The organism is Aquamicrobium terrae, from assembly GCF_052978165.1.
This window is the reverse complement of the sequence record NZ_JBRKLZ010000001.1, coordinates 1,608,155-1,631,147: the sequence shown is the minus strand read 5'-3', so window position 1 is coordinate 1,631,147 and position 22,993 is coordinate 1,608,155. Positions and strand designations below refer to the sequence as shown.

General features: G+C 67.0%; 18 protein-coding genes. 2 read left to right on the top strand and 16 right to left on the bottom strand.

Translation table 11 applies throughout. The features are described 5' to 3' along the window. Positions 1 to 16: 16 nt before the first annotated feature. From ACVCNR_RS08210 to ACVCNR_RS08160, 11 genes are all read right to left on the bottom strand, one after another. On the bottom strand, positions 17 to 3,208 hold the full coding sequence (locus ACVCNR_RS08210) for a helicase-related protein (protein WP_447074336.1): 3,192 nt from the start codon (positions 3,206 to 3,208) through the stop codon (positions 17 to 19). A gap of 116 nt (positions 3,209 to 3,324) precedes the next feature. Further along, positions 3,325 to 5,160, bottom strand: coding sequence for a dihydroxy-acid dehydratase (gene ilvD / locus ACVCNR_RS08205; RefSeq protein ID WP_447074335.1), 1,836 nt, complete (start codon positions 5,158 to 5,160; stop codon positions 3,325 to 3,327). A 45-nt stretch (positions 5,161 to 5,205) separates the two neighbouring features. After that, a complete protein-coding gene (locus ACVCNR_RS08200; RefSeq protein WP_447074333.1) occupies positions 5,206 to 5,529 on the bottom strand; it encodes a 2Fe-2S iron-sulfur cluster-binding protein in 324 nt (107 codons plus the stop codon). Positions 5,530 to 5,591: 62 nt separating this feature from the next. Then, a complete protein-coding gene (locus ACVCNR_RS08195) occupies positions 5,592 to 5,975 on the bottom strand; it encodes a RidA family protein (protein ID WP_447074332.1) in 384 nt (127 codons plus the stop codon). Beyond that, on the bottom strand, positions 5,972 to 6,607 hold the full coding sequence (locus ACVCNR_RS08190; RefSeq protein ID WP_447074331.1) for a TetR family transcriptional regulator C-terminal domain-containing protein: 636 nt from the start codon (positions 6,605 to 6,607) through the stop codon (positions 5,972 to 5,974). The genes ACVCNR_RS08195 and ACVCNR_RS08190 overlap by 4 nt, the downstream gene beginning before the upstream one ends. Positions 6,608 to 6,717: 110 nt before the next feature. Then, positions 6,718 to 7,728: an ABC transporter substrate-binding protein gene (locus ACVCNR_RS08185; protein WP_354198054.1), complete on the bottom strand. Its 1,011-nt coding sequence runs from the start codon at positions 7,726 to 7,728 to the stop codon at positions 6,718 to 6,720. After that, on the bottom strand, positions 7,725 to 9,113 hold the full coding sequence (locus ACVCNR_RS08180) for an FAD-binding oxidoreductase (RefSeq protein WP_354198052.1): 1,389 nt from the start codon (positions 9,111 to 9,113) through the stop codon (positions 7,725 to 7,727). The genes ACVCNR_RS08185 and ACVCNR_RS08180 overlap by 4 nt, the downstream gene beginning before the upstream one ends. Then, positions 9,110 to 10,357: an amidohydrolase family protein gene (locus tag ACVCNR_RS08175; protein WP_447074330.1), complete on the bottom strand. Its 1,248-nt coding sequence runs from the start codon at positions 10,355 to 10,357 to the stop codon at positions 9,110 to 9,112. The genes ACVCNR_RS08180 and ACVCNR_RS08175 overlap by 4 nt, the downstream gene beginning before the upstream one ends. Positions 10,358 to 10,362: 5 nt before the next feature. Then, positions 10,363 to 11,121 (bottom strand): ABC transporter permease, encoded by a 759-nt coding sequence (locus ACVCNR_RS08170; RefSeq protein WP_354198066.1) that lies wholly within the window; start codon positions 11,119 to 11,121, stop codon positions 10,363 to 10,365. Between the two features lie 85 nt (positions 11,122 to 11,206). After that, complete coding sequence (locus tag ACVCNR_RS08165) at positions 11,207 to 12,013, bottom strand: ABC transporter ATP-binding protein (RefSeq protein ID WP_447074329.1); 807 nt, start codon at positions 12,011 to 12,013, stop codon at positions 11,207 to 11,209. Positions 12,014 to 12,016: 3 nt separating this feature from the next. After that, a complete protein-coding gene (locus ACVCNR_RS08160) occupies positions 12,017 to 12,817 on the bottom strand; it encodes a creatininase family protein (protein WP_447074328.1) in 801 nt (266 codons plus the stop codon). A 236-nt stretch (positions 12,818 to 13,053) separates the two neighbouring features. Between ACVCNR_RS08160 and ACVCNR_RS08155 the strand changes: the two genes are divergently transcribed. Both ACVCNR_RS08155 and ACVCNR_RS08150 read left to right on the top strand, forming a co-directional pair. Beyond that, the gene (locus tag ACVCNR_RS08155) at positions 13,054 to 14,013 is read left to right on the top strand and encodes a 2-hydroxyacid dehydrogenase (RefSeq protein ID WP_447074327.1); all 960 of its coding nucleotides are present in this window, start codon (positions 13,054 to 13,056) and stop codon (positions 14,011 to 14,013) included. A 21-nt stretch (positions 14,014 to 14,034) separates the two neighbouring features. Next, positions 14,035 to 15,234 (top strand): NAD(P)/FAD-dependent oxidoreductase, encoded by a 1,200-nt coding sequence (locus ACVCNR_RS08150; protein ID WP_447074325.1) that lies wholly within the window; start codon positions 14,035 to 14,037, stop codon positions 15,232 to 15,234. A 41-nt stretch (positions 15,235 to 15,275) separates the two neighbouring features. Here ACVCNR_RS08150 and lpdA read toward each other — a convergent pair whose 3' ends face one another. The 5 genes from lpdA to phbB form a co-directional block, all read right to left on the bottom strand. Beyond that, positions 15,276 to 16,940 (bottom strand): dihydrolipoyl dehydrogenase, encoded by a 1,665-nt coding sequence (gene lpdA / locus ACVCNR_RS08145; protein ID WP_447074323.1) that lies wholly within the window; start codon positions 16,938 to 16,940, stop codon positions 15,276 to 15,278. Positions 16,941 to 16,951: 11 nt separating this feature from the next. Then, positions 16,952 to 18,235, bottom strand: a complete 1,284-nt coding sequence (locus ACVCNR_RS08140; RefSeq protein ID WP_354198039.1) for a 2-oxo acid dehydrogenase subunit E2 — start codon at positions 18,233 to 18,235, stop codon at positions 16,952 to 16,954. Between the two features lie 13 nt (positions 18,236 to 18,248). Continuing rightward, positions 18,249 to 20,936, bottom strand: a complete 2,688-nt coding sequence (gene mdeB / locus ACVCNR_RS08135) for an alpha-ketoglutarate dehydrogenase (protein WP_354198037.1) — start codon at positions 20,934 to 20,936, stop codon at positions 18,249 to 18,251. 181 nt (positions 20,937 to 21,117) lie between these two features. Next, the gene (locus tag ACVCNR_RS08130) at positions 21,118 to 21,585 is read right to left on the bottom strand and encodes an Lrp/AsnC family transcriptional regulator (RefSeq protein ID WP_354198035.1); all 468 of its coding nucleotides are present in this window, start codon (positions 21,583 to 21,585) and stop codon (positions 21,118 to 21,120) included. A 630-nt stretch (positions 21,586 to 22,215) separates the two neighbouring features. After that, positions 22,216 to 22,938 (bottom strand): acetoacetyl-CoA reductase, encoded by a 723-nt coding sequence (gene phbB, locus ACVCNR_RS08125; RefSeq protein ID WP_447074321.1) that lies wholly within the window; start codon positions 22,936 to 22,938, stop codon positions 22,216 to 22,218. Positions 22,939 to 22,993 lie beyond the last annotated feature (55 nt).

Here is a 22,993-nt window from a genome sequence, read left to right as displayed (position 1 = left end):
GACGCCGGCCCGCAGGCTACTTCTTGAGCTGGTCGCGCAGCGCGGCGAGCTTGGCGAAGGGCGAGTCCGGATCGATGCGGGCCGGTCGCTCCTCGCGCTTGCGCGGCTCGAACTTCGGCTTCGACGCGGATTTGCCGTCCGGCCGGTCGCCTTGCCGCTCGGGGCGCTCGCCGAACGGCTTGCCGCCCTTGCGGTTGCGATCGAAGCGGCGGTTGTCGCCGGCCTTCTGGCCGGGGGCACCGCCCTCGCGACGCTCGCCCCGTCCCTGCTGCTGGCCGCGCTGGCCCTGCCGGCCGCCGGGCCGGTGATGCTGGCGGTCGAAGCGGCCCTGGCGCCAGACCAGTACCGGCTTCGGCTCCTCGGCCGCTTCTGCCGGCTGGGGTTCGGTGGCGGCCCCGCTCGGCGGCTCCTGAACCGGTTCGGCCGCCGGAGCCTCGCCGGCCTCGGCCACCGGTTCCGAGGTTTCGGGCTCTGGCTCGGGCTGGGGGGCGTCGGCCTGTGCGGGCTGTTCCTCCTGCGCCATTTCCACCGGGGCCTGTTCGGCAGCGTCGGGAGTCGCCGTTTCGGCTTCATCGGCCTCCACAACGGCGGTGTCGGCCGGCGTTTCAGAGGCTTCGGGGACGGAAGTCGCATCACCTTCCGGCGCGGCTGCCTGCGTGGCCCCTTGGGCGGCCTGTTCGGCGGCCTTCGCCTCGGCAGCTTCGCGGGCGGCGGCATCGAACGCCTCGACCTTCGCCTTCACCTCTTCGGCCGGCTTCGGCTCGGCGCGGTAGCCGAGACCCTTGAGGATTTCCTCCATATCCTCGGCGGTGGCGCCGAGGATGGACATCATCGGCGGCGTGACCGTGAAGGTGCCGCCGTCGAAGGCGCCGTCGGGACGGGGCCCGAGGCCCGGCTTCCAGTTGATCGCCGGGCGGATCAGGTCGGCCAGACGCTCCAGAATGTCGACGCGCACGGCGCGGCGGCCGAGGCTGCGATAGCCGGCAAGCCGGTAGAAATTGCGGTCGAAGGCGGGATCGACGACCAGCGAGGTGCGGCCGGTGGCCAGCGCGTTGACCACGTCGCCGAAGCCGGCTTTTTCCTTGCCGTCGTTGTGCAGGGCCCACAGCAGCGTCACCAGACCGGCGGGCGCGGGCTTCAGCAGGGCCGGCACGAAGACGTGATAGGCGCCGAAGCGAACCCCGAGGCGGCGCAGGGCGGCACGGCCTTCCTGGTCCAGCGAGCGCATTTCCTCGGCGATGTCGCGACGGTTGAGAAGGCCGAGATTCTCGACGAGCTGGAAGGCGATGCCGCGGGCGATGCCCGAAAGCTGGTCGGCCGACTTCAGATCGACCAGCGGCTTCAGCAGGCTTTCGATCTGGAAGGCGACGAAGCGTTCGGCGCGCGCGGCGACCTTGTCGCGGGCCGGGCCGGTCAATTGTTCGTCGGCAAGCAGGACGAGGCGCGGGCGCAGCACGTCCTCGCCGGCCACCAGCGTGCCGATGGGCGCGCCGATCCAGCGCAGGACGCCGTCGGAGCCCAGCGCGATGTCGTTGTTGCCGGAGGCGGCGAAACGGTCGGCGCGGGTTTCGAACTCGGAGCCCAGCGCCTTCTGCGCGGCGGCACGCACCGCCTTGGCGGCCTCGCCGCCGGCGCTCTGGTCCGCGGTGAAGCGGAACCCCTGCAATTCCCCGACATGATGCCCCTCGACGAGGACCGTTCCGGCAGGGCTGATTTCGGCTTCAGACATGGTATTTTCTCTAAGGCGGCGCATGAGCACGGAAGTCCTGCGGTCTACGAAGCGTTTCGTCAACCGCTCATGCAGCGCATCCGACAATCTATCCTCGATTTCGCGCGTCTTTTCCTGCCAGTGTGCCGGATCGGCCAGCCATCCGGGCCGGTTGGACACGAAAGTCCAGGTGCGGATCTGGGCGATGCGGGCCGACAGCGTGTCGATATCGCCCTCGGTGGTGTCGGCGCGGCGCACCTGCTCGGCCATGTAGTTCTCATCGACATGGCCCCGCCGGGCGAGGTCCATGTAGATGGAGGCGATCAGGTCGGCATGTTGGGCCGGCGAGATGCGGCGATAGTCGGGCAGCGCGCAGGCGTCCCACAGCAGGGCCACCCGATCAGGCCTGCCGGCCAGCTTGCGGATCTCCTCGTCGCGGGAAAGATACTCCAGTGCCTGGGCATCGACGGCGGGCAGGGCGCGGGTCAGCCCTTCCACCGGCGCATTGGTCTCGATGGAACGGCGCAGCGCATCGAGGCTGGCGAAGTCGAAGGCAGCGGTGCGCCATTGCAGCACCTTCACCGGCTCGAAATCGTGGCTCTCGATCTTCTTGACCAGATCGTCGTCGAAGGGGTCGACGCGGCCGGTGATGCCGAAGGTGCCGTCGCGCATGTGGCGGCCGGCGCGGCCGGCGATCTGGCCGAGCTCGGCGGCGGTGAGCTGGCGGTACTGGTAGCCGTCGAACTTGCGGTTCTGGGCGAAGGCGACATGGTCGACGTCGAGGTTGAGGCCCATGCCGATGGCGTCGGTGGCAACCAGATAATCGACGTCGCCGTTCTGGTAGAGCGCCACCTGCGCGTTGCGGGTGCGCGGCGACAGTGCGCCCAGCACCACGGCAGCCCCGCCCTGCTGGCGGCGGATCAGCTCGGCGATGGCGTAGACCTCGTCGGCCGAGAAGGCGACGATGGCCGTGCGGCGCGGCAGGCGGGTGAGCTTCTTGGAGCCGGCATAGGCCAGATGCGACAGGCGCGGGCGGGTGACCACCGCGACGCCCCTGAGCAGCTTCTGCAAGATGCCCTGCATGGTGGCGGCGCCGAGCAGCAGGGTTTCCTGCCGGCCGCGCAGATGCAGGATGCGGTCGGTGAAGATGTGGCCGCGTTCAAGGTCGCCGGCAAGCTGCACCTCGTCGATGGCCACGAAGGCCGCGTCGGTTTCGCGTGGCATCGCCTCGACGGTGCAGACCGAATAGCGCGCGCCGGCGGGCTGGATCTTCTCCTCGCCGGTGACGAGCGAGACTTTCGCTGCGCCCACTTTCTCGCACAGCCGGGCATAGACCTCGCGGGCGAGCAGGCGCAGCGGCAGGCCGATGACGCCGCTTTCATGCGCCACCATGCGCTCGATGGCGAGATGGGTCTTGCCGGTATTGGTGGGGCCGAGCACCGCCGTCACGTCGCGTCCGGACAGGATAAGCGGCTGTTGTGTCTTGGGATGGATGTTCATTCGCCCGCAAAAGTCTCTGCAGCAGGGCATGCCCCTGGGCTGCGGCGTCTCCGACCCCAGACACATAGGCATTTATGTGCCCGGGTGAAAGGCAGAAGTTTTGCCGGGCGCGGCCGTTACTCCGGCAGTTTCCGGACGGCGCCCTTGTCTGCGCTTGTTGCGAAGGCGGCGTAGGCCTTGAGGGCTGTGGTGACGTTGCGGCGGCGTTGCTCGGCCGGCTTCCAGCCCCGGGCGTCCTGCTCGGCGCGGCGTTCGGCCAGCTCGGCCTCCGGCACGGCCAGGCGGATGGAGCGGTTTGGAATGTCGATCTCGACGATGTCGCCGTCGCGCACCAGGCCGATGGTGCCGCCAAGGGCCGCCTCGGGCGAGACATGGCCGATCGACAGGCCCGACGTGCCGCCCGAGAAGCGCCCGTCGGTGAGCAGCGCGCAGGCCGCCCCCAGCCCCTTCGACTTCAGGTAGCTGGTCGGATAGAGCATCTCCTGCATGCCCGGCCCGCCGCGCGGCCCCTCATAGCGGATGACCACCACGTCGCCGGCCTCGACCTCGTTGCCGAGAATGCCCTTGACCGCCGCGTCCTGGCTCTCGAACACTTTTGCGGGACCGGTGAAGGTCCAGATCTTCTCGTCGACGCCCGCCGTCTTGACGATGCAGCCGTCGACGGCAAGGTTGCCCTTCAGAACCGCCAGCCCGCCGTCTCTGGTGAAGGGATGCGCGGCCGAGCGGATGACGCCTTTCTCGCGGTCGAGGTCGAGGCTCTCCCAGCGCCGGTCCTGGCTGAAGGCCGTCTGGGTGGGAACGCCGCCGGGGGCGGCGAGGTAGAAGTCGCGCACCTTCTGGCTGTCGGTGCGCGAGATGTCCCAGTGCTCGATCGCCTGGCCCAGCGTCGCGGCGTGCACCGTCGGCTGGTCGCGCCTGATGAGGCCGGCCCTGTCGAGCTGGCCGAGGATGGCGAAGATGCCGCCGGCCCGGTGCACGTCCTCCATGTGGACGTCGGCCTTGGCCGGCGCCACCTTGCACAGGCACGGCACCTTGCGCGACAGGGCGTCGATGTCGGCCAGCGTGAAGTCGATCTCGCCCTCATGGGCGGCGGCCAGGATGTGCAGCACCGTGTTGGTGGAGCCGCCCATGGCGATGTCGAGGGTCATGGCGTTCTCGAACGCCCCCCTGGAGGCGATGGTGCGCGGCAGGGCGGTGGCGTCGTCCTGCTCGTACCAGCGCTGGGCCAGATCGACGATCAGGTGGCCGGCCTCGACGAACAGGCGCCGGCGGTCGGCATGGGTGGCCAGCGTCGAGCCGTTGCCGGGCAGCGACAGGCCGAGCGCCTCGGTCAGGCAGTTCATGGAGTTGGCGGTGAACATGCCCGAGCACGAGCCGCAGGTCGGGCAGGCCGAGCGCTCGATGGCCTTCACGTCCTCGTCCGAGACCTTGTCGTCGGCCGCCGCCACCATGGCGTCGACCAGGTCGAGCGCATGCTGCTCGCCCTTCAGCACCACCTTGCCCGCCTCCATCGGCCCGCCCGAGACGAACACGGTGGGGATGTTGAGGCGCAAGGACGCCATCAGCATGCCGGGCGTGATCTTGTCGCAGTTGGAGATGCACACCATGGCGTCCGCACAATGGGCGTTGACCATGTATTCGACACTGTCGGCGATGATCTCGCGCGAGGGCAGCGAATAGAGCATGCCGTCATGGCCCATGGCGATGCCGTCGTCGACGGCGATGGTGTTGAACTCCTTGGCCACGCCCCCCGCCTTCTCGATCTCGCGCGCCACCAACTGGCCGAGGTCCTTCAGGTGCACATGGCCCGGCACGAACTGGGTGAACGAGTTCACCACCGCGATGATCGGCTTGCCGAAATCGCCGTCCTTCATCCCCGTCGCGCGCCACAACCCGCGCGCCCCCGCCATGTTGCGGCCATGCGTCGTCGTGCGGGAACGGTAGGAAGGCATCAATCTCGTCCTTGGCTGTGAGCTATAGATTAAGGGTGCAGGCGATCATCCCTGCCGCTCGGGAACGCGGACCAGCAATCCCTGCATGTCGTCCGTCACCGTGATCTGGCAGGCCAGCCGCGAATGTTGCGGGTCCGGTTCATAGGCGAAATCGAGCATGTCGTGCTCCAGATCCGAGGAGGGGGGCAGTTTCTCCACCCATTCGGGCGCGACATAGATATGGCAGGTCGAGCACGAGCAGGCGCCGCCGCACTCGGCCTCGATGCCGCGCACGGCCTCGTCGCGGGCGGCCTCCATCAAGCTCATGCCGGCCGTGGCCTCGACGACGCGCCGGTTTCCGTCATGTTCAACGAAGGTGATCTGAACCATTGTCTTTCTCCCGCGATGCTGGAGCGTTTCCGCCTTGCGCAGCAATGCGCTTTTTCCCTGTTTCAGTGCGGCAGCAGCGCCATGGCCTCGACCTCGACCAGGAATTCCGGCCGGGTGAAGCCGGAGACGATCAACAGGGTCGAGGCGGGTTTTGTGGCAAGCCCGGCCACCAGCCGGTCGCGGACGGCCATATAGTCGGCCATGTGCTCGCGCCGCGTCACGAAGGCGGTGAAGCGCAGGACATGCGACAGGTCCGCCCCGGCCTCGGCAAGGATGGCCCGGATGTTGGAAAAGCAAAGCTCGGCCTGGGCCTCGACGCCGGCCGGGATCGTTCCATCGGCGGCGAGCCCGAGCTGGCCGGAGGTCACGATCAGCCGGCCCGAGGCCACGCCGTGCGAATAGCTGCCGAACGGCGCCGGCATGGCGGCGGGGGCAAGGGCCTTCATGGCTTTTCCTCTTCCTCTTTGGAATGAAGCCCGCAGCGTTGCAGGAAAAGCTGCGTCGCCTCGGCGACGATGCGGTCCGCATCGAGCGGCGAATGTTCCGGCTTGCCCATCAAAACGCGGGTCTGGGCCTCGTACTCGGCATAGTGCTGGGTCACCGCCCACATGTTGATCTGGAACAGCAGCGGGTCCACGGGCCGGATCTTGCCGCTGTCGATCCATTCCTGGATGACGCCGCTGGCCTCCTCGACGGCGCTCTTGAGATCGTTCCAGTGGGGCACCATTTCCGGTGCGCCGCGGGCGATCTCATTGGCGAAGAAGCGCGAGACGTCGGGATATTCCAGCGCATGCCGCACCTTGCGGTCGATATATTCGATGATCGCCAGCGCCGGGTCCTCGCGCGAGGCCGACAGGAAGAAGATGTCCTTCCACTGGGCGACGATCTCGCCGAGCACCTGCTGGTACAGCTCCTCCTTCGAGGAGATGTAGTAATGCAGCTGGGCCTTGGTGATGCCGGCCGTCTGGGCGATGGCCTGGGTCGAAGTCCCGGCCAACCCGTTGCGCGCGAATTCCTGGATCGCGGCATTGCGGATCGCTCCGTGGATTTCCTTCCGCTTTCTCTGGGCGCTGGTCATACGCTCCCCATGCATGCACAACGGTTCAGGTTCGGATCGATGCCGCGGCAGGCGCCGCGCCATCGATCGTCGCTTCGATTCGCGCATCCGGCCGCGCGGGGCGCATGCCCCTATTTGCCGGTCAGCGCGGCCTTGATGTCCAGACCCTTGCCATGGTTGACGAAGCGCATGTCGGCGACCTTGGACAGGTCGACGCTGCCTGCCTCGATGATCTTGCTTTCCACCGCCAGGTCGTAGAACCCCTTGATGCGGGCCTCGTCCATCGCCCCGATCCCCTTCTTTAGGGCGTCGCCCGAATCGATGATGCCCAGCCGTTCGAACTGTAGCATCTCGGCATCCAGCTTCTCGACGGTCATTTCCGGGTTGGCGGCGATGATGGCCTGATAGGCGGCGGTGCGGTCGCCGTAGAGATAGTTGTACCAGCCCTCGATCGAGGCATCGATGAAGCGCTGCACGAGATCGGGATTGGTTTCCACCAGCTCGCTGCGGGTCTCGATGATCGAGCCGTAGGTGCTCCATCCCTGGTCGGCCAGCAGGAAGACATCCACCTCGGCGCCTTCCTTGGCCGCATAGAGCGGCTCGGCGGTTCCATAGGCCTGCTGGACCATCTTCGGGTCGCTCAGGAACTGGGCGAGGTTGAAGCCGTAGGGGCGCAGCTGCTCGTTCTGGAAGCCGTGGCTGTCGACCATCCACTGCCAGAAGCTGAACTGGCCGTCCTTCGAGACGAGGACGGAAGGCGCCTTGGTCAGCGCGGCGAAGTCGGCATACTGGCCCTTGTGCGCCATGAACGCCTGCGGATCCTTCTGGAACAGGGCGGCGACCACGGTGGTCGGAATGTCGTTGCGTATGTTGTCGAACGCCAGGAGCAGATTGCCGCCCATCAGGAAGTCGAGCCGGCCGGCGGCCAGCATTGGCCGGGTGTTGACCTGCGGCCCGCCCATGCGGATCTCGACGTCGAGGTCGTATTTCTCGTAGGTGCCGTCCACCACGGCCTGGTAGAAGCCGCCATGGCCGCCCTGTGCCAGCCAGTTGGTGCCGAACACGACCTTGTCGGCGGCAAGGGACGGCCCGGCCGCGAGCATGAGCCCCAAAGCGGTTAAGAGGCTGGTGATGTGCTTCATGCGTGTTCTCCCATTTGGTTGTCGTCGACGCGTGCCATGTCGGCACTCCAGCCCCGGGTCTTGCCCGGGTTCATCAGCCCGTACGGATCCGCCAGCTTCTTGAACTCGATCTGCGTCTGGTCGATCTGCTTCATGCCGCCATCCTCGATGGTCACGACATGGGGGTTGAAGATGGTGCAGCCGTCCTTTTCCTCCAGCTCGGCGATCAGCCGGTAGGTCGCCGCCTCGCCGCGATAGCGCACCAGCGGCAGGGCGAAGATCTGAATCTCGCCGTCCATGCGGGCCATCTCGTGGTGCCAGTAGATCTCGTCGCCATAGCGGGCCATCTGGCGCAGGACCAGATCGGGATCGAAGGGGCGCGGATAGGCGACCTGCAGGTAGGTCCAACCCTTGTCGACCTTGAGGGCCTGCAGCGTGGTGTGGTTCCAGCCGCATTCATAGGCCGGCTGGAGGCCGGCGGCGCGGATTTCGGGCTTGCTCATGGCAAAGGAGATGCGGCCGCCGGCCGCCTCGGCGGCGGCGGTGAAGCGCTCCATCTCCTGCGGGGCGACCATGGCGAAGATCGCGTCCCGGTCGGCGGGGAACAGATCGCCCAGCTTGCTGTAATAGGGGGCGAAGCGGCGTTCGACCGCGGTCAGCAGATAACAGTCCATGCCCTGTTGCTGGGCGGAGCTGGCAAAGCGCAGCGCCTCGCCATAGCCGTCGAACAGGGCGGCGGCATGCACCCAGTCGGTGGCGCGGGTCAGGGCAAGGCCAAGCTCGACGACGATGCCGTTGGTGCCGTAGGCGTGCTGGACCTTCTGGATGTCCTCGCCGTGCAGCTCGATCAGTTTCGGCTCGGGCTCGACCGTGACCACCTTGACATAGGTGACGTTGCCGGGATCGCGCAGCATGCCATGGCGGAGCGAGCCGATGCCGCCCGAGCCGCCGGCGATGAAGCCGCCGATGGTCGCCATCTGCCGGGTCGAGGGATACATCAAGAGTTCCTGTCCGGTCTCGCGGGCGGCGTCGTCCAGCCGCGAGATGCGGGCCCCGGCCTCGACGTGGACATGGCCGCTGGTGATCTCGATCACCTTGTCGAGGCGGGTGAGGTCCATGACCACGCCGCCCTCCAGCGGCACGCACTGGCCGTAATTGCCGGTGCCGCCGCCGCGCAGGGTGAGCGGCACCCTGTGGCGGGCGACCAGCCCGGCGATGCGGATCACCTCGTCGACGCTCTGCGGCACCACGACGAGATCGCCGAGCTTGTCCTTGAGCTGGTCGTTGAGTATCGGACTGTACCAGAAATAGTCGCGCGACCGCGCGGCCAGGTAGTTCTCGTCGTCATGGAAACGGATTCCGTCCAACGCCGCCTTGAAGGCCGCCCAGTCGTGGCGTGCGCTCATGTCTGCTCTCCTTGATGGTGGTCGGCCAGGATGCGGCCGTCGCGCCAGACCGCCCGCGCGGCGCGGGGGCGGCTGATCGCGTCGGTGAGGTCGTCGGCATCCAGCCAGATGAAATCGGCGGGGCCGCCTTCGCTGACGCGCAGGCTGCTTCCCATCCAGTTGGCGGGGGTCTCGCTGATCGCATCGAGCCAGGCGTCGGGTTGCAGGTGGCCCAGAAGGGCGGCACCCCTGAACATGTCGCACAGATCGTAGTCGCCATAGGGGAAGAAGCCGTCGCGGACATTGTCCGAGCCGATCATCACCTTCATCCCCGCCGCCCGCGCCTCGTGCATGGGTGCCAGCCCGCGCAGGCGCGGGGTGCGCCCGCTTCCGGCATCCTGCAGATAGCTGTTGCAGCCGGGCAGCACCGTCAGGCCGACGCCGGCCTCGGCAGCCTGCCGAAGAAGATCACCGACCTCGCCCGGATCGCGCACCGACAGGGCGCAGCCATGGCCGCACAGGACCCGGCCGGCCAGCCCGCGTCGCGCGGTCTCGGCGACGATTGCGTCGATGCCGCGCGCGTCGGTGTCGAGCCCTTCGTCGACATGGAAGTCAAGCTCGAGGTCGTGGCGTTCGGCGAGGTCGAAGACATGGCAGAGCTTCGAGGCGAGATCGTCGTTGCGGTAGATGAAGGCGCCGAGGACGGCGCGGGCAGCCTTGACCTCGCGGGCGACCGCCTCGCCGATGTCGGCGAAAAGGTCGAGCGGGGTCAGCGATGCGAGCTGAAGCCGGACCCGGCCCTGCCATTCGCCGGCCAGTTCGCGCAGCACGTGCCATGCCGTGGGCGGCTCGGCCCCGTACCAGTCGAGATGGCTGCGCATCAGCGCGGTGCCGTGCCGGTAGGCCCGCGACAGCGCCTGCCCGGCGCGCCGGCGAAGATCGGCGTCGTCCCAGCCTGCGGCATCGGCCTTCATCATCTCGATGGCATGGAACAGCGAGGTGGCGCGTTCCGGCATGCGGGATGCGGTGAAGGTCTTGTCGAGATGGGTGTGGATGTCCGCCAGCAGCGGCATGACGAAGCCGCCGCCCTTTTCCGCCGACGGGGACAGGCCGGCAATGCGCCCGCCCTCGACGGCGATATCCCAGTGTCCTTCACGGCCGGCCAGGCGCAGGCCGGCCAAGTGCGGACCGGCACGCCCGGCGGTCGCCGGTTGCGAGGCGACCGGGCCGGTCGTGGCAAAAGTGGTTGGGCTGGCGTTGCGCATGGCGGCTACAGTTCCCGCTTGATTTCGCTCTCGTGCCAGTGACCGAGCACGGCACGCGACAGCCAGGCGGTGACGAGGAAGATCAGGATGCCCAGCACCGACACCAGAAACAGCGCGGCGAACATGCGCGGGATCTCGTTGCGGAAGCTCGATTCCAGGATGCGCGAGGCAAGGCCGGTGTTCTGGCCCGCGGTGCCGGCGACGAATTCCGCCACCACCGCGCCGATCAGCGACAGCCCGCCGGCGATCTTCAGCGCGGCCATGAAATAGGGAAGGGCCGAGGGGATCAGAAGGTAGCGCAGGCGTTGCCAGGGCGTCGCCTGATAGAGCCGGAACATGTCGCGCAGATTGTGGTCGGCGCTGCGCAGCCCGATGGCGGTGTTCGACAGGATCGGGAAGAAGGCCACGATCCAGGCGCAGATCAGCAGCGCGAAGAAGGTGTTGCTGACATAGATCAGGATCAGCGGCGCGATGGCGATGACCGGCGTCACCTGCAGGATGACGGCGAAGGGAAACAGGCTCATCTCCACCGTGCGCGACAGGGCGAACACCATGCCCAGAAGCACGCCGCCGACGATGGCGAGGCCCAGCGACAACAGCGTCAGCTTGACGGTGAAGGCCGCGCTCTGCATCAGGGTCGGCCAGTCCTGCACCAGCGTCCTGGCGATCAGGCTCGGCGCCGGGATCAGGTAGTGCGGCACCTCGTTGTACCAGACCAGGAATTCCCACAGGCCGAGCGCCAGTAGGATGGTCGAGACCGGCATGATGATGCGCAACTTGCGCTCGCGCCGTTCGCGCAGGATGCGGGGGTCGATGCCGGTGTTCGTGGCCACGGTGCCGGTTCCCTGTTCAATGGTTGATATCGACATGGTCCATGGTCCCTTCCAGCGCATTGCTGACCAGACGGCAGTTCTCGGTGTATTCGGGCGTCATCCGATGGGCGGCGGTGCGCTGATGGCCATCGGAGAGCGCGATGTCGTGCACGACCCGGCCGGGGCGCGCGGCCATGACGACGACACGGCTGGAGAGATAGACGGACTCGAAGACCGAATGGGTGACGAAGATCACGGTCAGGCCGTGCGAGCGCCACAGGCCGAGAACCTCGTCGTTGAGCTTGGACCTCGTCATCTCGTCCAGCGCCGCGAACGGCTCGTCCATCAGAAGCAGCTTCGGCCTGGTCACCATGGCGCGGGCGATGGAGACGCGCATCTTCATGCCGCCCGACAGTTCCCGCGGATAGGAATTGGCGAAATTGGCGAGGCCGACCATGGCCAGCGCCTCCTCGACGCGCGGCCGGGCCTCGGATCGCCTGAGCCCGTGCAGCTTGAGCGGCAGGTAGACGTTCTCGAAGACGGTCGCCCAGGGCATCAGCGTGGCTTCCTGGAATACGTAGCCGATGTCGTTGCCGTCGGAACCTTGTCCCGCCGGGTGCCCGTTGACCGAGATCGACCCGGATGAAACCGACAGCAGGCCGGCGACCATCTTCAACGCGGTGCTCTTGCCGCAGCCCGACGGGCCGAGGAAGCTGACGAACTCGCCCTTGCGGATCTGCAGGGACATGCCGCGCAGCGCGACGGTGCCGTTGCCGAACTGCTTGTGGACGTCCTTCATCTCGATGAGGACAGGGGCCTCAGGCCTGGAAATCTGGCAGTTCATCGCTCACCACTCCGGTCTGCTGTCGAGCCAGCCTGACGGCAGGCGGTCGATCTCGGCCATGGCCTCGACCAGCCTGCCGATGGCGTGGTCCAGCGTCGCCTCGCCTTTTTCGGCGGTGGCCAGATGGGCTTCGCCACAGGCGCCGGCGGTGCTGAGGTCTTGGGTCTTCCAGCCGGGCCTGGCGCCGCGCCCCAATCCGAGATGGCGGAACTTCTCGGCGAGGTCCTGGCCGCGGGAGCGGAAATCGCGCGCCGCATCCATGTTCACATTGGCGGGGTCGAGCGCCAGCATGACCGAGGTTTCCATGTCGCCGGCATGGATGCCGTGGCTGCGCTCGACATCGGAATAGAGGCCGTCGGGCATGCCGAAGCCGAACCAGTTGACCGCGAAGGCCAGCATGTCGTGGCTGACGCGCAATTGCCGGGTGACGATGTCCATCACCGGGATGTTGCCGCCGTGGCCGTTCAGCAGCACGAACTTGCGCACGCCGGAGCGCGCTACGCTGGCGCCGATCTCGGTGAGCACGCGGATCAGCGTCTCTGCCGTCAGCGTGAGGGTGCCGGGATAGTCGATGTGCTCGTCGCTCTTGCAGACCGACTGCGTGGGCAGGATCAGGACCGGGCTGGTTTCGGGCAGGGCCCTGGCAAGACGCCGGGCGACACCGTCGACGGTGCAGCTGTCCACCGACATGGGCAAATGCGGCCCGTGCTGCTCGATGGCTCCGATCGGAAGAACGGCGATGATGCGCTGGCGGTCGAGGGCGGCGAAGTCGCGGCTGGAGTAATCGGCCCAGAAACGCTTCATCGCGGGGCTCCCTTGCCGTGCTGGGCACCGCTGGGTGGCAATAATCCTATCATGATCTGTCCTCCTCCACGGACAGATAAACAAATTCATAGCAATTGGTCAAACTATTTGGTAGGATTTTTTAAAGATCCAGTAAATTATTGATTTTATTTGTTTTTCAATCTTTCCGGCAAAAGCGGTGGAGGCTGCGTGCCGGTACGGGGTCGCCAAAAGGGAGGCAAGATGGAGGAGAAAAGATGCGCCCGCGCCTGTTGATCACCAGGCCGCTGCCGGCCGCCGTCCATGACCGCGCCGGGGTGCTGTTCGACCTGACGATCCGGGATAGCGCCGGTCCCACCCGGCCGGCCGAGCTGGCGGATGCGCTGACGGAATATGACGCCATCCTGCCTTCGCTGGGCGATGTCTTTTCGCGCGATGTGTTCTCGGCCGTAGAAGCGCCGCGCTGCCGGATCCTGGCGAATTTCGGGGCCGGGGTGAACCATATCGACCTCGCCGCCGCCGCCGATGCGGAGATTGCGGTGACCAACACGCCGGGCGCCGTCACCGCGCCGACGGCCGATCTTGCCATGATGCTGCTGCTGATGAGCGCGCGCCGCGCCGGCGAGGGCGAACGTCTGGTCCGTTCCGGGCAATGGCGGGGCTGGCATCCGGTGGAGCTTCTCGGCGACGAGGTCGGCGGCCGGACGCTGGGCATCGTCGGCATGGGCCGGATCGGCCAGGAGGTGGCCCGCCGTGCCGCCGCCGGCTTCGGCATGGAGGTGCTGTTCCACAACCGTTCGCCGAAGCGTCCGCCGGGGCTGGAGGCCACGCAAGTGCCGCTGGACGAGGTGCTGGGCCGGTCCGACTTCATCGTCGTGACCCTGCCGGGCGGTGTCGGGACAAGGCATCTGATCGACGCAGAGGCGTTGTCGCTGATGCGGCCTCACGCGCATCTGATCAATGTCTCGCGCGGCGAGGTGGTGGACGAGGCGGCGCTGATCGAGGCGCTGCGCGAAAAGCGGATCGCCGGGGCGGCGCTCGATGTCTACGAGTTCGAGCCCGAGGTGCCGGCGGCCCTGCGCGAGCGCGACGACGTTGTGCTGCTGCCGCATCTGGGCTCGGCGACGCGATCGGCGCGCGAGGCGATGGGGATGACGGCGCTTGACAATCTGAAGGCCTTCTTCGGCGGCGGCGAGCCGGCGAACAGGGTCGCCTGAACAGGGGAGAGGAGGCAGGACATGACCCATATCGCGATACTGGGCGCGGGGCAGGCGGGTGCGGCGCTGGCGGCCAGGCTACGGGCGCTGAACTTCGAGGGGCGCATCACCCTCATCGGCGAGGAGGAGGCGCTGCCCTACCAGCGGCCGCCTTTGTCGAAGAAATACCTACTGAAGGAGATGTCGCTGGAGCAACTCCACCTGCGCCCGGAGCGGTTCTACGCGGAAAAGGACATCACCCTGTTGCGGGGGCGCAGGGTCACCGCCATCGACACGGCCGGCCGGCAGCTTCGCCTCGACGGGGAGAGCCTGGCTTACGACCAGTTGGCGCTGACCACCGGGGCCACGCCGCGCACGCTGCCGGCGTCGCTGGGCGGCGCCATGGCGGGCGTCTACGTGGTGCGCAATCTGGCCGATGTCGAGCGCATGGCGCCCGAGTTCGCGCCCGGGCGACGAGTGCTGATCGTCGGCGGCGGCTATATCGGGCTGGAGGCGGCGGCGGTGGCGGCCAAGCTGGGGCTGAAGGTGACGTTGGTGGAGGCGGCGCAGCGCATTCTCCAGCGCGTCGCCGCGCCCGAAACCTCGGACTATTTCCGGGCGCTGCACGCCGGGCAGGGCGTCGAAATCTTGGAAGGCATCGGATTGCAGAGGCTTGAAGGGGGTACGGCGATCTCGGTCGCGCTGTCGGACGGTTCGCGGCGCGAGGTGGATTTCGTCGTGGTCGGCATCGGCGTCATGGCCAATGACGGGCTGGCGGCGGCTGCGGGGCTGGCCTGCGAGAACGGCATCGTCGTCGATGCGCAGGGCCGCAGCAGCGACCCTTCGGTTTGGGCGGCCGGCGACTGCACGCGCTTTCCCTATCGCGGCGAGATGATCCGGCTGGAGAGCGTGCAGAACGCCATCGACCAGGCCGAGGCGGTGGCCGCCAACATGCTGGGCGCGGGGCAGGACTATGTGCCGAAGCCGTGGTTCTGGTCCGACCAGTACGACATCAAGCTCCAGATCGCCGGGCTGAACAGCAATTTCGATCAGGTCGTGGTGCGGCCGGGTGCCGGGCAGGCGTGCTCGCACTGGTATTTTCGCGAAGGCGAGTTGCTGGCCGTGGATGCGATGAACGATCCGCGCAGCTACATGATCGGCAAGCGCCTGATCGAGGCGGGGCGCTCGCCCCTGCCGGGGCAGGTGGCGGATGCCGGCTACGACCTCAAAAGCCTGATCTGACGGGCACCCGGCCACCGGCATTGCCGCTGCCGGGCTGTTCGCTACAGGTCGGTCAGCGTGCCCTCGAAGGCTTCGGCGGCAAAGCCGAGCGTTTCGGACAGCGTCGGGTGCGGGTGGATGGTCAGCGCGAGATCCGCCGCGTCGGACCCCATCTCGATGGCATGGCAGGCCGAGGCGATCAGTTCGCCCGCATTGACGCCGACGATCGCCGCGCCCAGCACCCGGCCGCTGTCAGGGTCGAGCACAAGCTTGGTCAGGCCCTCGCCGCGTCCCATCGACAGCGCTCGTCCGGACGCCGCCCACGGGAAGGTGGCGGTCTTCACCCTGCGCCCCTCCGCCTTCGCCTGCGTTTCGGTGAGGCCGGTCCAGGCGATCTCGGGATCGGTATAGGCGACGGAGGGAATGCAGCGCGGCTCGAACGCCGCCTTGTGGCCGCAGGCGACCTCGGCCGCCACCTTGGCCTCGTGCGTGGCCTTGTGGGCGAGCATCGGCTGGCCGACCACGTCGCCGATGGCGAAGATGTGCTTCTGGTTTGTCCGCATCTGCGCATCGACCGGGATGAAGCCCTGGCCGGTCACCGCCACACCCGCCGGCTCCGCTCCCAGTTCCGCGCCGTTGGGGCGGCGGCCGACGGCGACGAGGATGGCGTCGAACTTCGTTTGCCATGTCCCGGACGCATTCTCGAATGAAGCGGTGAGCACTTCGCCCGCCGTGACGGCGGTGACGCCGGTCTCCAGATATATGGCTTCGTAGCGGGCCTTGAGCCGGTTCGTCAGCGGCTTGACGATATCGGCATCGGCGCCGGGGATGAGCTGGCCCATGCGCTCGGCGATGGTGATGCGCGATCCCAGCGCATGATAGACCTGCGCCATCTCCAGCCCGATGATGCCGCCGCCGAGAACCAGCAGGCGCTGCGGCACGGCTTTCAGGTCCAGTGCTCCGGTGCTGTCGAAGATGCGCGGGTCGTCTGGCAGGAAGGGCAGCCATATCGGGCTGGAGCCCACGGCGACGATGGCCTGATCGAAGGTGAGGCGGCGCGGCCCGTCCGGCGTCGCCACCTCGACCTCGTGCGGCCCGGTGAAGCGCGCCATGCCCTGCATGGTGGTGACCTTGCGCCGCTTCGCCAGCCTGGCAAGGCCGCCGGTCAGCTTGCCGACGACGCTTTCCTTCCAGCCCCGCCCCGCATCGATGTCGATCTGCGGCGCGCCGAAGCTGACGCCATACGCCGCGCCCTCGGCCGCGTCGTCGACCAGCTTGGCGACATGCAGCAGCGCCTTGGACGGGATGCAACCGACATTGAGGCACACCCCGCCCAGGGTCTGCCGCGCATCGACCAGCGTGACCTTGCGGCCGAGGTCGGCGGCGCGGAAGGCGGCGGTATAGCCGCCCGGACCGGCGCCGATGACCAGCAGATCCACATGGTCGCCGCCTGCGGCAGCCGCTGCCGGTGTGGGAGCCGGCCGGTCGGCAAGCTCCTCCTCGATGCGCAGCGCCACGGTTCCCTGGCTGACGCGGTCGCCCACCTTCACCAGCACCTCGCGCACCACGCCGGCGCAGGGTGCGGGAATATCCAGAGTCGCCTTGTCGCTCTCCAGCATCAGGATCGGGTCATCGATCGCGATGCGGTCGCCGGGTCCGACCGGGACCTCGACGACGGTGACATCCTTGAAATCCCCGATGTCGGGGATGGCGATTTCTCTCGTCATGGCCGTTCCCCTCACAGGCTGATGCGCCGGAAATCGGACAGGATGTCCTTGACGAAGCCGAGGAAGCGGGCCGCCGCCACGCCGTCGACCGCGCGGTGATCCCAGGACAGCGACAGCGGCTGGATCAGACGCGGCTGGAAGGCTTCCCCGTCCCAGACCGGCTTGGTCGCCGAGCGCGTCATGCCGAGGATGGCGACTTCCGGCGCGTTGATGATGGGCGTGAAGTTCGTTCCGCCGATGCCGCCGAGCGACGAGATGGTGAAGGTCGCGCCCTGCATGTCGGAAGGCTTCAGCCGCCCGGCGCGGGCATCGGCGGCGAGATCGGCCATTTCGGCGGCGATCTCGCGCAGGCCCTTGCGGTCGGCGTCCTTGACCACCGGCACCACCAGCCCTTCGGGCGTGTCGGCGGCGATGCCGATGTTCCAGTATTTCTTCAGCACCATGTCGTCGCCGTCGAGCGACGAATTGAAGGCCGGATAGGCCTTCAGCGCCGCCACCGCCGCCTTGACCACGAAGGGCAGGATCGACAGTTTCGGCGCGCCGTCCTGCGCGTTGGCTTCCTTGCGGAAGGTCTCCAGATCGGTCACGTCGGCTTCGTCGAAATTGGTGACGTGCGGGATCATGATGGCGTTGCGCGCCAGAGCCGGGCCGGAAATGCGCACGATGCGCGACAACGGCTTGCGCTCGATCTCGCCGAATTTGGCGAAATCCACGCGCGGCCAGTCGGGCAGGCCGAGGCCGATGCCGCCATCCGTCGCGCCATTCGCGGCAGGGGCCTGCAAGGCCGCCTTGACGAAGCCCTGCACGTCCTCCCGGGTGATGCGGCCTTTGGGGCCGGTGCCATGGATGCCGGCAAGGTCCACGCCCAGTTCGCGGGCGAACTTGCGGATCGAGGGCGAGGCGTGCGGCGGCAGGCCGTCCTGTGCCGAAGGTGCCGGGCTTGCCGCAGCGGCGGGCGCCGGTGCCGCCGCGGCTTGCGGCACGGCTTCGGCCGGCGGTGCGGCAGCCGGGGCCGGTTCGGGCGCAGGCGCGGCAGACGCAGCCTCTGACCCCTGCCCGGCTTCTATCTCGGCCAGCAGCGTGCCCTCGCTCACCTTGTCGCCCATGCCCACATGAAGGGCTGTGATGCGCCCGCCGATCTCGGCGGGGACATCCAGCGTCGCCTTGTCGGATTCGACCACCACCAGCGTGTCGCCGGCGGCGATGGTGTCGCCGACCGCGACCGGCAGTTCGACGACCGGCACGTTACGGAAATCGCCCAGATCGGGAACCGCGATCTTCACCAGATTGCTCATGTCCGGCTCCTCCTCAGACGGTCCACGGGGCGGGCGCATCCGCCCGGATGCCGAATTCGGCGATGGCCTCGACAAGCACCTTGCGCTCGGCATGGCCCTCGCGCACCAGCGCCTCGATGGCCGCCAGCGCGATACTTTTGGCATCCACCTCGAAGAAGGCGCGCAGCGCCGTGCGGGTGTCGCTGCGGCCGAAGCCGTCGGTGCCGAGCGCGATGAAGCGCGCGTCGAGATAGGGCGCGATCATCTGCGGCAGGGCGCGCACATAATCGGTCGCCGCCACGATGGGCATGCGGCCTGACAACAGCCTTGCGGCATGGCCGATCTGCGGTTCCTCGGCGGCGGAGAGCCGGTTGGCGCGCTCGACCGCGCGCGCCTCCCGCGCCAGTTCCGTAAAGGAGGTGGCGCTGAAGACGTCCGAGGCGATGCCGAAGCGCTCAGTCAGCAGGTCGGCCGCCGCGATCACCTGCTGCATGATGGTGCCCGAACCCAGCAGCCGCACGCGGGTTTCCGCGCCCTCGTCGCCACGGCTGGCGAATTTGTACAGGCCCTTGACGATGTCCGCTTCCGCGCCCGATTGCAGCGAGGGCTGGGCGTAGTTCTCGTTCATCACCGTGACGTAGTAGAACTCGTCGGCCTGCTCCTCCATCATGCGGCGCATGCCGTGGTCGAGGATGACGGCCAGTTCGCCGGCGAAGGCGGGGTCGTAGGCGCGGCAATTGGGGATGGTCGAGGCGATCAGGTGGCTGGTGCCGTCCTGATGCTGCAAGCCTTCGCCCGACAGCGTGGTGCGCCCCGCCGTGGCGCCGAGCAGGAAGCCCCGCGCGCGCTGGTCGGCGGCCGCCCAGATCAGGTCGCCGATGCGCTGGAAGCCGAACATCGAATAATAGATGTAGAAGGGCAGCGTCGGCGTGTCGTGCACGCTGTAGGAGGTGGCGGCGGCGGCCCAGCTCGAGATCGCGCCGGCCTCGGTGATGCCTTCCTCGAGCAATTGCCCGTCCTTGGCCTCCTTGTAGTACATCATCGAGCCGGCGTCCTCGGGCTCGTAGAGCTGGCCCTTCGGCGCGTAGATGCCAACCTGACGGAACAGGTTGTCCATGCCGAAGGTGCGCGCCTCGTCGGCGACGATGGGCACGATGCGTGGGCCGATGCCCTTGTCCTTCAGGAGCCCGCCCATCATGCGCACGGCGGCCATGGTGGTCGACATCTCCTTGCCGTCGGCGCCGGTGGCGAACTTGCCGTAGCTGTCAAGCGCCGGCACCGCGATGCGCTTCTCGGGCGCCTGGCCGGGGCGGCGGGCGGGGATGGAGCCGCCCAATGTCGCGCGGCGCTCGCGCAGATAGGCCATCTCGCGGCTGTGCTCGGCCGGCTTGTAGAACTTCAGCCCCTCCAGATCGCTTTCCGACAGCGGCAGGCCGAAACGGTCGCGGAAGGCGACCAGCGCCTCCATGTCCAGCTTCTTGGACTGGTGGGCGGTCATGCGGCTTTCGCCGGCATTGCCCATGCCGTAGCCCTTCTTGGTCTTGGCGAGGATCACCGTCGGGCGGCCCTTGTGCGCCTTGGCGGCGGCAAAGGCGGCATGGAGCTTGCGGAAATCATGGCCGCCGCGCTTCAGCGCGTGGATTTCGGCATCGGTCATGTGGGCGACCAGGGCGCGGCTGGCCGGATCGGCATCGAAGAACTTGGCGCGGTTGTAGTCGCCGTCCTTGCTGCCGAGATCCTGATACTGGCCGTCGACCGTCTCGGCGAAGCGGCGCAGCAGCACCAGATCCTTGTCGCGGGCGAACAGCCCGTCCCATTCCGAGCCCCACAGCACCTTGATGACGTTCCAGCCGGCGCCGATGAACAGGCTCTCCAGTTCCTGGATGATCTGGCCGTTGCCGCGCACCGGGCCGTCCAGCCGCTGCAGGTTGCAGTTGACGACGAAGGTCAGGTTATCGAGGTTCTCGCGTGCGGCCAGCGTCAGGCCGGCGATGGATTCGGGCTCGTCCATCTCGCCGTCGCCGAACACGCCCCAGACGTGGCGGCCGGCGGTGCTGGCCAGTCCACGCCCTTCCAGATAGCGCATGTAGCGGGCCTGATAGACGGCGCTGATCGGGCCGAGGCCCATCGAACCGGTCGGGAACTGCCAGAAGTCCGGCATCAGCCAGGGATGCGGATAGGAGCACAGGCCGTTGCCGCCGACCTCCTGCCGGTAGTTGGCGAGCTGGTCCTCGCTCAGCCGGCCCTCCAGGAAGGCGCGAGCATAGACGCCGGGCGCGGAATGCGGCTGGAAGTAGACCAGATCGCCGCCGAAATCCTCGGTGCGGCCGCGGAAGAAGTGGTTGAAGCCGATCTCGAAGATCTCGGCTGCGCTGGCATAGCTGGCGATATGGCCACCCAGCTCGCCATAGGCCTTGTTGGCGCGCACGACCATGGCCAGCGCGTTCCAGCGGATGATCGAGGTGATGCGCTCCTCCAGCTCCAGATCGCCCGGATAGGAGCCCTGCTGCGCCACCGGAATGGTGTTGCGATAGGCCGAATAGGGCTGGCCCTTGGAAAAGACGCCATTGGCGCGGGCCACGTCGTCGAGCTGGCGCAGCAGGAACCCGGCGCGCTCGCTGCCCGAACTGGCGGCGACGGCGGTGAGGGCCTCGATCCATTCCTGCGTTTCGATGGGGTCGGTATCGGACTGGCCGCGCCGGTCCTGCTGAAAGTCGCTCATGCTGCCTCTTCCCAATGTTGCTGGCAGCAACTGTAACGGCGGGTACGGAAAATATGATGCCGAAAATGCTTTCAATGGAGTGTGTAACGGCATTGAGTGCCGCATTTCGCGCCATGCGTGGCATGAAATGCTGGACGGCCAGATAGTCTGGATGTTCGCCCGCCGCCTGCCTCCCGCGCGTTCAGACGGGCAGGGCGGTTTTGTACTTCACCTGCTTGAGCGCGAAGCTGGAGCGGATGTTGGAAACGCCGGGAATCTTGGTCAGTTCGTTGACGATGAAATGCTCCAGCGCCTTCATGTCCGGCACGATCAGGCGAACCAGATAGTCGCTGTCGCCGGTCATCAGGTAGCACTCCATCACCTGAGGGAAGGAATTCATCTTCTGTTCGAAGGTGCGCAAGGCCTGCTCGACCTGCTTTTCCAGCGTCACCTGAATGAAGACGTTGATCGACAGGTCGAGCGCTTCCGGATCGACCAGCGCGACATAGCCGCGGATGAAGCCGTCGCGCTCAAGTTGCTTGACTCGTGCGAGACAAGGTGACGGGGACAGCCCCACCCGCGCCGACAGTTCGACATTGGTGAGGCTGCTGTCCTTCTGCAATTGGGCCAGGATACGGCGGTCGGTGTCGTCGAAGGGGCGTCTTGGCATGTTGCGTTCCAATGTCAGGCATAGGCGGCATATTATTCTGGCATTGATGTCTGTGGCGGCGCAATGCACTGTTGCAACACGGTTTGCCGGTGAGGAATGACAGGTCATTTCAGCCCTGAGCGGGTGGTGGGGTATCCTGATTGCGCCGGTTTCGATGCCGTTTCGGGCCTGTGGAACGAGTCTGGAACGAGTCTGGAACGAATCGCTGACTCCTCCCGATTCATGGTTCGTTCACGGCTATATGTAGCTTTTTGCCGGATGGAGGCGGCTAGATGCTGAATCTTCCGAAGCGCCGTTTCGGCTGAATCTGGCGGAATCTGCGACATGGGCCGGCCGGGCTCGCCACGATGCGGCATCTTTCAACTTAATATATTGAAAAATAAGGAATTTCTTAATCTTCCTTAAGAATCTGCGAAGGCCTTGCCTGGGTTGCCGTTAACACCTCGATCAAAGACGGAACGAAACGGCGACGAATCGCTGATCGCAGAAGTTTCCCGTTTCGTTCGCTACCAGATGTTGTGGCTTGCACAGCTTGTCCACAGGCCGTGCACAGGCTGGATGTGGAAACGGCGCGGTTTGCCGCGCCGCGCCGTTAAGTCTTGCGTGCCGGATCGGCACAGTTTTTGACGATCAGGCGAGATATTGCCCGCCATTCGCCGTCAGCGTCGAGCCGGTGATGAAGCCGGCATCGTCGGAGGCGAGGAAGACCACGCAACGCGCGATCTCCTCCGCCTCGCCGAGGCGGCCGATCGGGATCTGGGCGACGATCGCCTCGCGCACCTTTTCCGGCACCGCCATCACCATGTCGGTGGCGATGTAGCCGGGGCAGATGACGTTGACGGTGATGCCGGCGCGGGCGCCCTCCTGCGCCAGCGCCTTGCTGAAGCCGATGTCGCCGGCCTTGGCGGCCGAATAATTGGCCTGTCCCATCTGGCCCTTCTGGCCGTTGATGGAGGAGATGGTGATGACGCGGCCGAACTTGCGGTCGCGCATGCCGGTCCACAGCGGATGCGTCATGTTGAAGACGCCATTGAGGTTGGTGCCGATCACCTCGTTCCACTGCTCGCGCGTCATCTTGTGGAACATGGCGTCGCGGGTGATGCCGGCATTGTTGACCAGCACCCCCACCGGGCCGAGGTCGGCTTCCACCTGGGCGATGCCCTCGGCGCAGGCGTCGTAATCGGCCACCGACCATTTGTAGACCGGAATGCCGGTCTCCTCGTTGAATGTGCGGGCGGCTTCGTCATTGCCGGCATAGTTGGCGGCAACGGAGTAGCCCGCATCCCTCAACGCTTTGGCAATGGCGGCGCCGATGCCGCGCGTTCCGCCGGTGACGATTGCAACCCTGCTCATGCTCTGGTCCTTCCGTGGTGATGCAGTAGGCGAGTGGTAAGGCAGTAGGTTAAGT